We start from the raw sequence: 13,367 nt of genomic DNA on the forward strand, positions 1-13,367 counted from the left end.
CACAGACCGCTTAAATGGTGCGGCAATTATATAACTGCTAAGGCTAGCCCTTGACCCACCAGAAGTACGCGTAGTCGTCAATGCCTCCCCACATGGGGTTCTCCTGCCACGATATCATGCCCATGTAGCCGTGCATGTACGGCTTCGTAACCATCAGCGCGTTCTGGTATATCGTGTAGACGTACATGTAGAGGCTCATCGCCTCCTGCTCGGCCTGCCTGTAGAGCTCATACGCCCCCGTGTAGTTGCCAGCTATATCATAGTAGTTCGCAACACCTATGGTGTTGTTCATGTTAATGTACTCCACCGCCTCCTGCCAGAGCCACCTGCCTATCTCAGGCTCGACGCTCGGGCTCAGTCCCGGGTAGCTTACCCTTGACTGATTGAAGTACGCGCTGAGGTTCTCAAGGTAGGTCGCGTTCCAGCCGTCCGGCAGGGCGTAGTCCCCGGCCTCCAGGTACATGCCGTTCATGAAGTCGTCAGCCATTGGGTAGTCGGCGCTCCAGTACCAGTAATATATAGGCAGGCCGTTCTGCCCTGGAACCTGGTATGCCTCGATCACCGCCTGGGGCAGGTACATTGGCACAGCGTTTATGTTCGGGTCTATGTTGTGGAGGGCCGCGGCCCACATCTGGGCGGCGGTGTAGTCGGTGGTGTCGCCGCTTGATATCACGATGGGGAAGTAGACGCTCACGTTGTAGAACCCGCTCTCCTCCAGCAGCTGCTTAGCGTATGTGAGGTTGAAGGTGGGGCAGCCCGTGAGCTCAGAGGGGGGTATGTAAATGTCAAGCCCTGGGACCAGGGCTCCGCAGTAAAGGCTGCCGAAGTTGAAGTGATACTTCACGTTGCCGACTATGTCGTCTATGTACTCGGTGTAGTTGAAGGCGTAGGCGAAGGCCTCCCTGACGAGCGGGTTGGCGAAGTACCAGCCCGGTATGTGGTAGGCCGGGTTGAGCTGGGAGAGCAGGGACTCGTTGACCTGAAGGTTGAAGGCGAAGAACCACTCAAGCAGCGAGGGCGAGAAGGAGTAGATGACCGCCTTGCCCTGGGACTCAAGCTGAAGCAGCCTCGGTATGTAGCTTGTCGGCAGGTTCGTCACTATGTCGGCCTGGCCTGAGGCGAACAGCTCGTAAGCTGTCGTCGGGTCCTTGACCCACTCTATGATAACGGTGTCGTTGGGCCTCGGGAAGTAAGTTATGTTCGTGGGCCAGTACGGGTTAGGCTTGAGAACCACGCTCTGGCCCGGAGTGTAAACGGCTATGTAGTACGGCCCGGTGAACCCAGCGCTTGGGCCCGAGGGCCACTGGACCGCCGTGTTGTAGCTCCCCTCGCTGCAGGTCTGCTCGTAGCTGTAGAAGGCCTCCGCCAGCTGGGTGAGGTTGTGGTCGTAGAGCCCAGTGAAGTTTATGCCGTCCCCCACCTCCTCAAGCCACTTGGCGTCAAGGATCGAGCCGCCCTGCGGGTCTGCAAGCGCGTCAAAGAACGCCACGGGGCCCACGGGCCTCACCAGGTGGAACGTCACGGTGTCGGTGGCGTTGTCGTAGGTTATGGCGTTCACGATCTCCTCCGCGCCCTGAGTGTCGTTGGGGGAGGTCACAACGAAGGTGAACGGCGTGTAGTTGGGTATGAGGTACTGGGTGAGTATCCAGCCTGGCGTGCCGGGAGTGCCGCCGGCGCAGAGCATGTCCCTTATGACGCTGTACCACACGTCATAGGCGGTTATCGGGTCGCCGTTGGCGGCCCTGAGGCCTGGCCTGACCTTGAAAACGTAAACAGTGTAGTTCGGCGATATGGCCCCGTAGAGGTGCCTGGCGGTCACGTTTGACCAGTTGCCCACGGTAGGTATGTACTCAGCAGCCATGGGTATGAACTTGGTAGTGTTAGCCCCAAAGTACTCTACGAGCGTTGAATAGACGTTAAGGAGCACCTCAAAGCCTATGTTGCCGTAGTCTATGTCTGGGTCGAAGCTGAAGGGACCTCCTGGCACGTTCTTAGCTACGACTATTGTTCCAGGGTTCGGAAGGTCGACGTCAAGCTTAAACATGGAGAACCTCAGGCCCCTGGACTCGACAGCCACGGTCTGCGTGTAGCTGTAGTTGAAGGTCTGGCCGCTTGACACGTTGAGCGTCTCTATGGTCAGCGTCAGCGGGTAGAGGCCGGGCTCGCTGAAGCTGACGTTCACCGGGTCCTCGGAGGGCCTCAGGTAAGTGTAGTTGCCGGTATCCAGGTACGCCGTGTAGTTCCTTGGGCTCACCTCTATTGTCGTGCCGTTGCCGAGGCTGAGGAAGTATTTGTATATGGTCATGTTCTGCCCCGAGGGCGGCTGAAGGTAGCCTATGAAGACACTGACCCTCTGCCCAACATCAAAGACTGGGGTGCCGTTTAAGCCGCTCACCGCAATTACCGGCACGCTGACCTCCTGGGACAGCCGCCCGCTGACGTTGGGGGTCACCAGGACCTCTATGAGTTCCTGCGACGTGGAGGCCACGACCCTGCCCCCCTTCATGAGCGCGTAGTATATCAGGTACCTGCCGGGCCACCTGTAGCTTACGGTCAGGTAGTCGCCCCTGACCGTGACGCTGGAGCCGTTGCCCAGGAACACCTCAGCCGAGTAGCCCGCCGGCGACGGTATGTAGAGGCTGAGCTGCTGGCCCGCCACCGCTGAGTAGGTGCTGGGGGCCGGCGGGGAGAGCTGCAGGACCGTGCGACTTCCCTGGGACCTTGTATGTTGGACGTAGGAGGCCGCCAGGGCAGCTACAACCACTAGTATGACAACGATTGCAAGGACCTTAAGGCGCACGCCGCTCCTATATCCAGCTTCCACCTCGGGTCTCGGGGGGTTAATGGAGCCCCCCTATTTAAGCGTTACAATGAGAAGGCCAGGGCAACAGCTTATTAGTTCTGGAAAGTCACCGCCTCTGCTCTAAGTTATTGCCCGTGCTGGGGTCGTAAAGCGAGACCGCCTCGGCGGGCACGCTGAAGCTGACCCTGTCCCCCCTGTTAACCGTTGAGAGCGACGGGTAGACGACCCTCAGCAGCTGCCCATCGCCCATGTCAAGGTGTATTACGGTGTAGGCTCCAACCCTCTCCACCATGGATACGGTGCCTGAGAGCTCCCCCTCGCCGACCCTTATGTCCTCCGGCCTGAAGCCAAATATGACCTCCTGGCCCTCCTTGACGAGCTTCCTGTACTCCTCGGGCACGGGGACCCTAAGCTTGCCCTTCTTGGCAACTATGTAGTTGCCTGACACGACCCCGTCGAACAGGTTCATGGGCGGGTTGCCCACGAACGACGCCACCCAGGCGTTCTTCGGCCTCCTGTAGACCTCCATTGGGTCCCCGAAGTCCTGTATTACCCCGTCGTGGAGGACCGCCAGCTTGGTCGCCAGGGACAGGGCCTCCACCTGGTCGTGCGTCACGTAAACTATGGTTGTGCCGAGCTGCCTGTGGAGCTGCTTGAGCTCCTCCCTGGCGAATACCCTGACCTGGGCGTCGAGGTTCGCCATGGGCTCGTCCATGAGAAGTATGTCGGCCCCCTTGACCAGGGCCTTGGCTATGGCGACCCTCTGCTTCTGCCCCCCGCTGAGCTCCGAGGGCTTCTTCTGAAGGATGTCGCTTATCCTTAGCATCTCCGCGACCCTCCTGACCTCGCGGTCTATCTCGTCCTTGGGCCTGTGGGCCAGCCTCAGAGGGAAGGCTATGTTGTCGTACACGTTCATGAACGGGTAGATGGCGTAGCTCTGGAAGACCATGGCCACCCTCCTGTCCTTGGGCGGCATGTCGTCGACTAGCTCACCCCTCAAGTACACGTGCCCCTTGTCCTGCCTCAGGAGGCCGGCTATGATTCTCAGCAGCGTCGTCTTGCCCTCCCCTGAGGGGCCCAGCACCACGACCAGCTCGCCCTTGTCGACGTTCATGTTGAGGCCCCTGAGGGGGGTCGCGGTGACGTTCTTGGTCCTGTAGGTCTTCCACACGTCCTCAAGCCTTATGTACTCCATGTCAACCCCACCTGAGCTTAGCATGCCTGCATTTAAAATCACTTTATGCCGGCCAGGCTGCTGTAGGCCTTGGTCATCATCCTCTGCGACACCAGGAACAGGGCCATGAGCGGTATTCCCATCAGCACGGCCCCTGCCGCGAATATGTTATAGTTAGGCGCGGAGGCCGGGTTGTAGAGGCCGGCCAGGTAGTAGAGGCCTAACATGGCGGTCCACATCTTGGGGTTTATGCCTATGAAGGCGTAGGCCGTCGCGTAGTCCATGTAGGCCCCGAGGAAGCCAAGGAGCGCCGTTAGCGCCACCACGGGCATCGCCAGCCTGAACACTATCCTTATGAAGGCCCCGAACCTCGAGAGGCCGTCGACCATTGCAGACTCCTCGTAGTCGGGCGGTATTGAGTCTATGGCCAGCTTGGCCAGGAAGGCGGCGAAGACCGCCGTGCCCGGGGTGTAGGCCAGCACGAGGCCGACGTAGTTAAGCAGATGAAGCCTGGCGAACAGGAGGAAGAGCGGCACGGTGGTCGCAGTCACCGGCAGGAAGGTTATTATGTAGGTGAACATGGCCAGCGTCTTCTTGGCAGGCATGTCAAGCCTGGAGAGCCCGTAGCCCGCCACCATGGCCAACACTATTGAGAGCAGGGAGGTGGCAGCCGCCAGCTCTATGCTGTGCATGACCCACAGCGGGAAGTTGGGGGCCTTTATGGTTGGCAGGAAGCGGCCAAGGAGCAGCTGCCTGTAGGCCGCGAGCGTCACATGGCTGGGTATGAGATCCCTCGCGGAGAAGGCGAAGAGCTTAGTGACGTTGCTGAACGAGATAAGTATTATATAATAGATGGGCAGAATGGACCAGGCGGCCATCACTATCAGCACTAAGTACGACACTGTAAGCCTTAGCGCTTTCAGCGCCTTAGCGCGGCTCCTGGAGCTCAAGCGCCTCACCCCCTCCTCACGTTATGCCCTCCAGGACCCCCGTGTACTTCATAACCACTATAGCTAGCACGATGGTTATCAGCGTTGATATTATTGAGAGGGCAGCAGCCATGGCGTAGTTGTTGTAGGCAAAGGCCTGCTGGTACGCGTAAACTATGTAGGTCTCAGTGGAAATTCCAGGCCCGCCGCCCGTCAGCACATATATTGGGTAGAAGTTGTTCCAGGTGAACACGAAGCTCGTTATTGCCACGAAGGCTATGGTCTTCCTGAGGGACGGCACCGTTATCTTAAGGAACTTAGTCAGGGCCCCAGCCCCGTCGACGTCCGCCAGCTCGTAGAGCTCAGTAGGTATGCTCTGCAGCCCCGAGTAGAAGACCGTCATGTAATAGGGAAAGCTAAGCCAGAGGTTAGTTATTATGAGCTCCGCCCAGGCGCCCGGCACTGAAGACAGAGAGTTTATGGGGGGCAGGTGGAGCAGGGGGAGCAGGTACCTGTTCATGAACCCATATGGGTACACCCACATGCCCTGCCACACCAGCAGCGATATGAAGCCGGGGAAGGCCCACGGGAGTATCAGTATTGCATAGAAAAACGACTTCCCTTTGAGGTCCCTCTGGTTTAATATGAGGGCCAGCGCGAAGCCGAGGGCCATCATTGGGACGAGGCTCCCAACGGTCCAGATGACTGTGTTTATCAGCAGCGTTGAGATGTAGTGCAGCTTTATCGCTAAGACGTAGTTGAGCAGCCCCACGAACTTGTAGCTGTAGAAGTGAAGCAGGCTCATGTCGGTCATTGATATGTAAACAGAGTATAGGAGCGGGTACAGGAACAGGAACAGCACTGCGGCCAGGAGAGGTAAAAAATATAGTAGACCTTCAAGCTTAGGTGAAACTTTTGGCATCAGCTCCCCGCCTCAGTACCTGCTGGCGGGGAGCTCGGGCGCCGTTAAAACTTCGCTTGGAGGCAGCTGGGCAGGGCTCAGCAGCCCGGCGCTCTGCAGCGAGCTCACGAAGGCCTGTTCCATGCCCTGCGCGGCCTGCTGGGCGTTTATCTTACCGGCGAAGAACTCGCTGGCATACTGGTGGAACGAGTTCCAGTAGTAAGCCATCTGCGGCACGTTCGGGAACTTCTGGCCGTGCTGGCTCTGCTCAAGTATTCCCTTTATCACCTGGTGCAGGCAGGCCAGGGTCTGGTTGCTGGTCGGCGCGCTCAGGTTCTGCAGGGCCGCCTGGTAGGCGCTGTTAAGCGCAGGTATGTCACCGGCGTACTCGAAGAGGCCGTACTCGTTGCTGTAGTTAGTCATGAACTCTATGAAGAGCAGGGCGGCGTGCAGCGTGGCGTTCCACTGGCTCGCCGGCACGCCGTTGGCCTGCGGCGTGGTTATTGACCAGCCGGTGCTGCCTATGAACGGCTCAGCGTAGAGGCCCGTCTGGCTCACCACGGGCAGCGGGGCAGCGCCGAGGTCGCAGCCGAGGGCCTGGAAGTAGGGCTTAAGGTCCCACGGGCCGTCGAATATTATCGCCGCCTTGTTCTCCATGAAGAGCTGTCCCTCGGCGCCTCCAGCCCCAGTGCTCGGGGCCAGGTAGTTTATCTTGAGGTTGTACGTCAGGTTGTACCAGAAGTTGAGGGCGTTGACCATTGCAGTTGAGTTGAGGGCTGGCACCACCTTGCCGTTCTGGGTCACAAATATCTGCCCGCCGAAGCCCGCGAACCAGGCCGCGAACCTGTAGCCGTACTCGTCGCTGGCGCCGTAGGCTATGCCCCAGACCCCGCTCTTGTTCACCTGCTCGGCTATCTGTATCAGCTGGTCAGTGGTGTTGGGCGGCTCGGGCACGTACTTCTTGTTGTAGAACATGACTATGTAGTTTATGTTGTCAGGGAGCCCGTAAACAGAGCCGTTGAGGGTCCAGTCCTCAATGGCGGTTGGGTTGAACCTCTGGAAGTAGCTCTGCGGCAAGTACTGGGAGAGGTTTACCAGTATCCCGGCCGCGAACAGGGCGCCGGCTGAGTCGCTGGTGTCCCTTATAATTATAGGCGCGTCGTGGGCCTGTGCCTCGGAGGTGTATGGGCTTGTCCCTACGCCGGCCCCGTACTCGACCTCAACGTGTATCCACGGGTACTCCTGCTCAAAGGCTGCCAGGGACTTGTTGAACGCTATGTTCTCGCTGGTGCTGTAGGAGTCTGCAACCGTAAGCGTGACCACCTGTGTCGTTGTGGTGGGCGGAGGGGTCGTGGTTGTAGTTGTGGTCGTAAATGTCGTAGTTGTGGTCGTCGTAGTTGTAGATGAAGTGGTCGTAGAGGTCGTGCTGGTTGTGGTGGTCGTGGGCGTTGTGGTTGTGACGTGGTGCCTCGTCGAGACGTACGCGAGGTAGCCTCCGACGGCCACGATAACTATTACAACTATTATAATAGCCGCCAGAGCCGCTGTAGATATGGACCTCCTACTCCTTGACCTCACTCTATGCACCCCCAAAACTGTGCTGCAGTAAATAATATTTTTAATGCGATATAAATGCCTTTATGAAGTTATGAACAAGTATATGTACCATACACTGTGTGCAACTATACTCCCACAGCCTGTTAAGCCTTCCTTCTCTCATCCCAGCTGGCCAGCACGACCCCTGAGTCTCGCCTTCAGCCTGACGGCCGCGTCATAGGGGTACTCGCCGGCGCTCGCCCCCACGAGGCTCCTGCCGTCAGCCCCCCTGGGAACCTTGAGGCCCAGCAGGGAGAGCAGCGTGGGCGCAACGTCGTAAACCTCCGCGGCTTCAGCCCTCACCTCGGCGCCCTTCACGAGCAGGACGCCGTACACCTCGTGGTCGGGCATCATGTCGTGCCTGAGGGCCGCCAGGGACCTGCTTGAGACCACGTGGTACCTGGACTCGTCCACGGACTCGACGAAGAGGCTCGGGTAGGGGGGCATGTAGGCCCCCCTGAACCTCTCCTCAAGCCTTGAAACCCTGAGGTACCTTGAGGCGGGGGAGCCCTCTATTGCCCTGAGGCCCCTCTCCCTGGAGGCCTCGTCCCTGAAGTAGAGTATCCTGTCTATTGAGAGGCCCCCCGCGTCGTAGGTGAACGGCTGCCTGGCCAGCTCGCTCTCGCCCGGGGACTCGTGGGTGGCCGCCACGGCTATGTTTGCCAGCTCCCCGCCCAGCCTGCCCCTTAGCCTTGCCAGCGGCCCCCTCCTGGAGAGCTCCCTGGGCGAGACCGAGGGGGGAAGCGCCCTTGAGATGACGTCGGCGGCCGTCACAAGGTAAAGGGCCAGCCTGCCCCTGAGGCCCCTCGGCACGCCGACGCCGAACTCCCTCATCAGGGGCGCGAGCGCATTGACGCAGGTCCTGTGCACCCCGGCGCCGTGGTCTGAGACCAGCACGAATGCCTTGGACCTCCTCATGAGCTCGCCGGCGAGCTCGTCTATGGCCTCCCACACCTCGGCGGACCTCGGCCCAACGGAGAGCACCTCCCTGTGGTCCCTGTGGAAGGCCTGGTCCGGGTAGGGGAGAACCACGAAGTAAGCGTCCGCGTCAACCTCTGAGAGGAGCTCAAGGGTCCCCTCGACCAGCCTCCTGGTCCTCTCGTAAGGGTCAGGCATGTCGCTGAACGTTATGAAGTGCCTGCCCAGCCTGCCTGCCAGGTCCCTGGGGCTGTAGTCAACCCTGGGCGCCAGGAAGGTGTCCCCGACCACGGTCATCCTGTCAAGGCAGCAGAGGCCGTCGAGGGGCCAGGTCAGGGGGTAGTTGACCACGGCCACGTCAAGCCCCATCAGGGCAGCGTCCTCGAAGACCCTGGGGAACATGACGTCCAATGACGTGTAGGGCCTTGAGAGGTGCTCGCCCTTTGGCCCCCTGTAGTACTTCGTGAAGCCCCAGACCCCGTGCTTGGCAGGGTTTACTCCAGTGGCGATGCTCGTCCACGCGGTGGGCGTTATCGGGGGCATTGAGTGGAGGGGCACGGGCCTGCCATTCCTCACTGCGTCGCCTATGTTCTTCAGCTTCAGCCTCTCGACAGCCCTTGAGAGCAGGGCTGGCGACAGGGCGTCAAGGCCCAGCAGCGAGAGCTTCAAGCCAGGTACCGGGTTTTGTTGGCACGGCTGAGTTTTAAGGAATCGCTTTTCATTAAGGTTGACACAACAATGCTAAGGTTTATGCGCCCTCGGCAAAGGCGCTGGAGAGGTACCAGTCGAGCTTCGCCTCGTCCTCGGCGGACACCTCGAACTTCACCCTCCTCTCCCTCGCGCTCACCTCAACCTTTCCCGCTTCCACGCTCACTCCTTTCACCCGTTGTAAGAGTATGGGTGACGGAACCTATTAAAGGGGTGTCCTAAGCTCCTTTCGGCAGCTGTCTAGCAGGGGAGAAATTAACTTTGGGCGGGCCCCACGGGGCCTGGGAATGCCTTGGAGGTCCAGAGGCTGAAGGTGGCGATACCAATTAAGGCCCTCGGCCACGTGAACTCCTACGTAATAGCTGACTATGACGGCTTCAGCCTCGTCGACCCGGGCATGTACTGGGCCAACAGCTTTGACGGCCTGGCCAGGGAGCTGAGGGGCGCCGGGTTAAGCCTGAGGCAACTGAAGTCAATAATTGTGACCCACTTTCACGTTGACCACGCCACGGCGGCCCCCGTGCTGGCCAACTTGACCGGGGCCGAGGTCTACATGGGGGCAGCTGACCTCGAGGTGGTGAGGAGGGGGTTCAGGGACTACTTTGAGGGGGTGCTGGAGACCTACAGGCACTACGGCGTCCCGGAGGCCGAGGTCAATGCTATGAGGGAGGTGCACCCGGTGCCGAGGCTTGGGGACGTGTATGATGAGCTCGCAGACGCCGCCAGGCCCCTGAGGGAGGGGGACTCGCTGGATGCCTATGGCGGGATGATGAAGGTTGTGGAGCTGCCGGGCCACACGCCGGGGCACATAGCCCTGGTGGGCGACAGGGTTGCCATTGTCGGGGACGTGGTGCTGGACAGGATAACGCCCCACGTCATACTGGACACCCCGCGGGCCTCGAGGGACCCCCTGGGCGACTACATGAGGACGCTCGAGAGGGTCAAGTCAATGAACGTCAGCACTGCCATGCCAGGCCACGGGGAGGCCATAGGCGCCCTGGCCAGGAGGGCTGATGAAATAATGGAGCACCACCGCGCCAGGCTTAACGAGGTGAGGTCCCTCCTCTCGGCCCCGGCCACGCTCTATGACGTGGCCAGGCGAATGAACTGGAGGACCTCGGCCAGCTCGTGGGACCAGATGAGCCCCTACGAGAGGTACTTCGCCATAGGCGAGGCCCTGGCCCACCTGAGGCACCTTGAGGTCATAGGAGAGGTTGAGGAGGTCAGCCGGGAGGGCCAGGTGCTCTTTAAGTTAGCCTAGGCCCGCCGCGGCCCTGCAGCCGCTGCCCTTAGCCATCATGTCCTCAGCGATCGCGCAGACCATTGGCATGAACTTCTCGACCGGGGCGTCGACCCTCAAGTCAGCCATGTCGTCAAGCGCTGTCTCCCCGACGTTTACTATGGCCAGCTTCGCCCCCCTCGCCTTAGCCATTATGGGGAGCTGGTTGGCTGGGCTCACGGCAAGGCTCGAGCCCACAACTATGAAGAGGTCCGAGGACTCGGCGAGGGAGAACGCCTCCTCGAGGGCGTCAGGTGGCAGGGGCTCGCCGAAGTAGACCACGTCAGGCTTCAGGAGCCCCCCGCACACAGGGCAGGTGGGGAGCCTCCCCTCCTTGACGGCCTTAAATGCCTCCTCTATGTCATATTTCCTCCCGCACTCAGTGCACACGGCCCTCGAGGCGTTGCCGTGGAGCTCTATCACCCTCCTGCTCCCGGCCGCCTGGTGGAGCCCATCGATGTTCTGCGTTATGACGGCCTTCACGAGCCCCAGCTCCTCCAGCCTGGCTATGGCCACGTGCGCTGGGTTTGGCCTGACCCCCCTGAGCTGCCCGAACCTCTCCATGAAGAGCCTCCACGAGCCCAGGGGGTCCTGGTAGAAGTAGGATATCTCAAAGAATGACGGGTCCAGCCTCCTCCACAGGCCGCTTGGGCCCCTGAAGTCAGGTATGCCGCTTGCGGTGCTGACGCCGGCGCCCGTTAGGATAACGGCGTTCTTAGCTGCCAGAAGCATCTCCGCCAGCCTCCTGGCCTCGGCCTCCAGGGACATGCTCCCCACTCACCTCAAAGCGATAAGCCCGACAGCTATAAAGCGAGGGCCGCTCGGAACGGATAAAAGCATTTCAAGGAGCTGAAGACCCTGGGGGCCAGCCATCGTAACCAACCTGCCCGCTGAGGCCATAGCTAAGCTTAACAGGTACAGCGAGGCCAGGACTACGGAGGAGAAGATCAAAGCCCTTGAGGACTTCCTGAGCTCCGTGCCCAAGCACAAGGGCACCGAGAAGCTGAGGCTGTGGGCAACCAGGAGGCTGGCCGAGCTCAGGGAGGAGTCCGAGAGGGAGAGGCAGAGGAGGTCGGGCGGCTCAAGGCCCGGCATGTTCGTTGAGAAGGCCGGGGCGGGCCAGGTGGTGCTGCTTGGCCCCCCCAACTCTGGCAAGAGCTCCATAGTGGCCAGGCTGACGAACGCCAAGGTGACAGTGAGCCCAATACCTTACACCACGCAGCTCCCGGTGCCGGGCATGATGACCTACCTTGACGTAAAGCTGCAGCTTGTCGACACGCCGCCGCTCCTTAACCCGGACGGGAGCGTCAACTCCAGGGTCGTGGCCCTGGCCAGGAACGCCGACGTCATAGCCGTCGTCATTGGGCTCGACTCCCCTGAGCCAACCAAGGACCTGACGGCCAGCCTCGAGGCCATCGAGGACAGGGGCATAGCCTACTCCCTGGAGAAGGGCTTCGTCAAGGTTGAGAGGAGGACCCAGGGAGGGCTTACCTTCATCTATAGGGGCACCCCCAAGTTCACCGAGGAGGAGGCGAGGAGGCTGCTCAACAGCTACAGGGTCTACAACGCCGTCGTTGAGGTCTACGGCCCCGCCACGCTTGACGACCTTGAGGAGGCCATATTCAGCTTCAAGGTCTACAAGCCCACCTTCGTGATATTCAACAAGGCAGACCTACCCGCCTCCGAGTCGAGGGCCAGGGAGGCGGCGAGGCTGCTGCCGAGGGACGTGCCCTGGATACTTGCATCTGCCGAGACCGGCGTGGGGCTGAGCAGCGTGGGGCCCGTGGCCTATAGGCTGCTCAACGTGAAGAGGATCTACACCAAGAAGCCTGGCCAGCCGCCCAGCCCTGAGCCCCTGATAGTTAAGGCTGACGCCACCGTCAGGGAGATAGCTGAGAAGATAAGCCCGTCGCTGGCCACCAGCATGAGGTACGCCAGGATATGGGGCAAGGGGGCCAAGTACGAGGGCCAGAGGGTGGGGCCCGACTACGTGCCTCAGGACGGCGACATCATAGAGATAAGGTGATCACTCGGCGAGGCCCTCGGCCTCCTGCTCAAGTATGCTCGGGCATATGAGCTTCATTGACGCGCTCAGCAGCGCGTCGGCCAGCGGCACCACTACCGCTGCGGCGCCACCCTCGTGGAGTGCCATGTCCCTCAGCTCCGAGGCAATCATGGCCGCGTTAAGCAGCCTCCTGCCGCTGGCGCTTGCAAGGCCTCCCAGGAACTCGCCCACTGCCTCCTTCAGCTTGTTGAGCAGGTCAGCCCTGCCCTTCAGCACAACCGAGGAGTCGGCCACCATAGAGGGGAGGGCCAGGAGCACCCCGTAGGCCATGGGGTCCACGATGTCTGAGCCCTTAGAGCTGCTCCTGAGGGAGGACTCTATGAGCTCCAGGGCCTGCCCCTCAAGCCTCCTTATCTCGGCCTCCTCGGCCCCGGAGGCCGCGGCCTCGAGCAGTTGCTGGAGCGAGCTGCTGGCCTCCTTTATGAGTCTGGCAGCGTCGAGGTTCAGGGAGGGGGCCAGGGTCACTATCAGCCTGTCCGTGCCCCTCTCCACGGAGGCCACCTTCTTGCTGGCGTTGAGCTCGGCCATGAGCCTCTTGACGTCGGCCTCCCCTAGGCCCTTGATAAGTATCTCCACCTTGTCGTAGCCGTGCACAAAGGCGCAGTTAACTATTGCCTCAACGCCGGCCATCCTGGCTATCCCATTATACCTTATGGCAACCGTGCCGGCCCTGTCCTCTGCCCTCTGGTCCCTGGGCTGCACAAGCAGCTTGCCGCCGCTCTCGATCACCTCTATCTCGTCGCCCACCTTTATCCCTAGCCTCCTGGCCCACTGCTTCGGCAGCGTTATTATCAGGCTTGACCCTCCGAGCCTCTGGACCTTCCTTGTGGTCGCGGTTTCACTCAAGCTTCCCGCACCCGACTCTACAGGTATATGGCCGTATATATAACTTTAACGCCGTTAAAGAAAATTAGATGTTATTCTAAAAAGAAAATCATCTAAGTTGGGTACTTTTTATGGGAGGAGAGCTCAATTTACTTATATTTGCGGCTTC

General features: G+C 60.3%; 11 protein-coding genes. 2 read left to right on the forward strand and 9 right to left on the reverse strand.

Annotated elements, in window-relative coordinates; all coding sequences use genetic code 11:
• Nucleotides 1–43: 43 nt before the first annotated feature.
• The 7 genes from ASAC_RS00420 to ASAC_RS07955 all read right to left on the reverse strand — a co-directional run bounded on the left by ASAC_RS00420 (nt 44) and on the right by ASAC_RS07955 (nt 9,195).
• Nucleotides 44–2,800, reverse strand: coding sequence for an ABC transporter substrate-binding protein (locus tag ASAC_RS00420; protein WP_238523613.1), 2,757 nt, complete (start codon nt 2,798–2,800; stop codon nt 44–46).
• Nucleotides 2,801–2,909: 109 nt separating this feature from the next.
• On the reverse strand, nt 2,910–3,998 hold the full coding sequence (locus ASAC_RS00425) for an ABC transporter ATP-binding protein (protein WP_148217071.1): 1,089 nt from the start codon (nt 3,996–3,998) through the stop codon (nt 2,910–2,912).
• Nucleotides 3,999–4,036: 38 nt separating this feature from the next.
• A complete protein-coding gene (locus ASAC_RS00430) occupies nt 4,037–4,927 on the reverse strand; it encodes an ABC transporter permease subunit (protein WP_048812689.1) in 891 nt (296 codons plus the stop codon).
• 16 nt (nt 4,928–4,943) lie between these two features.
• On the reverse strand, nt 4,944–5,828 hold the full coding sequence (locus ASAC_RS00435) for a carbohydrate ABC transporter permease (RefSeq protein WP_013266007.1): 885 nt from the start codon (nt 5,826–5,828) through the stop codon (nt 4,944–4,946).
• A 12-nt stretch (nt 5,829–5,840) separates the two neighbouring features.
• The gene (locus ASAC_RS07930) at nt 5,841–7,385 is read right to left on the reverse strand and encodes an extracellular solute-binding protein (protein ID WP_013266008.1); all 1,545 of its coding nucleotides are present in this window, start codon (nt 7,383–7,385) and stop codon (nt 5,841–5,843) included.
• Nucleotides 7,386–7,523: 138 nt separating this feature from the next.
• Nucleotides 7,524–8,990, reverse strand: a complete 1,467-nt coding sequence (locus tag ASAC_RS00445; RefSeq protein WP_013266009.1) for an alkaline phosphatase family protein — start codon at nt 8,988–8,990, stop codon at nt 7,524–7,526.
• Between the two features lie 79 nt (nt 8,991–9,069).
• Nucleotides 9,070–9,195, reverse strand: a complete 126-nt coding sequence (locus ASAC_RS07955; protein ID WP_013266010.1) for a hypothetical protein — start codon at nt 9,193–9,195, stop codon at nt 9,070–9,072.
• A 126-nt stretch (nt 9,196–9,321) separates the two neighbouring features.
• On the opposite strand from ASAC_RS07955, the gene ASAC_RS00450 reads away from it, so the two are divergent.
• Entirely contained in the window at nt 9,322–10,290 is a 969-nt protein-coding gene (locus ASAC_RS00450; protein WP_013266011.1) for an MBL fold metallo-hydrolase, read from the forward strand.
• On the opposite strand, the gene cobB is transcribed toward ASAC_RS00450, so the two are convergent.
• Nucleotides 10,282–11,076: an NAD-dependent protein deacetylase gene (gene cobB, locus ASAC_RS00455; protein WP_013266012.1), complete on the reverse strand. Its 795-nt coding sequence runs from the start codon at nt 11,074–11,076 to the stop codon at nt 10,282–10,284. The genes ASAC_RS00450 and cobB overlap by 9 nt on opposite strands.
• 208 nt (nt 11,077–11,284) lie before the next feature.
• Between cobB and ASAC_RS00460 the strand changes: the two genes are divergently transcribed.
• Nucleotides 11,285–12,334 carry a GTPase gene (locus ASAC_RS00460; RefSeq protein WP_013266014.1) on the forward strand — a complete coding sequence of 350 codons (1,050 nt, stop codon included), beginning with the start codon at nt 11,285–11,287 and terminating at the stop codon, nt 12,332–12,334.
• Here ASAC_RS00460 and ASAC_RS00465 read toward each other — a convergent pair whose 3' ends face one another.
• On the reverse strand, nt 12,335–13,219 hold the full coding sequence (locus ASAC_RS00465; protein ID WP_013266015.1) for an AbrB/MazE/SpoVT family DNA-binding domain-containing protein: 885 nt from the start codon (nt 13,217–13,219) through the stop codon (nt 12,335–12,337).
• Nucleotides 13,220–13,367: the final 148 nt, after the last annotated feature.

It is taken from the genome of Acidilobus saccharovorans 345-15 (assembly GCF_000144915.1).
In the GTDB taxonomy this organism is placed as follows: domain Archaea; phylum Thermoproteota; class Thermoprotei_A; order Sulfolobales; family Acidilobaceae; genus Acidilobus; species Acidilobus saccharovorans.

Coding starts and splice junctions, on each gene's coding strand:
- cobB (WP_013266012.1), bottom strand. CDS start 11,076: ATGTCCCTGGAGGCCGAGGCCAGGAGGCTGGCGGAGATGCTTCTGGCA.
- ASAC_RS00425 (WP_148217071.1), bottom strand. CDS start 3,998: ATGGAGTACATAAGGCTTGAGGACGTGTGGAAGACCTACAGGACCAAG.
- ASAC_RS00435 (WP_013266007.1), bottom strand. CDS start 5,828: ATGCCAAAAGTTTCACCTAAGCTTGAAGGTCTACTATATTTTTTACCT.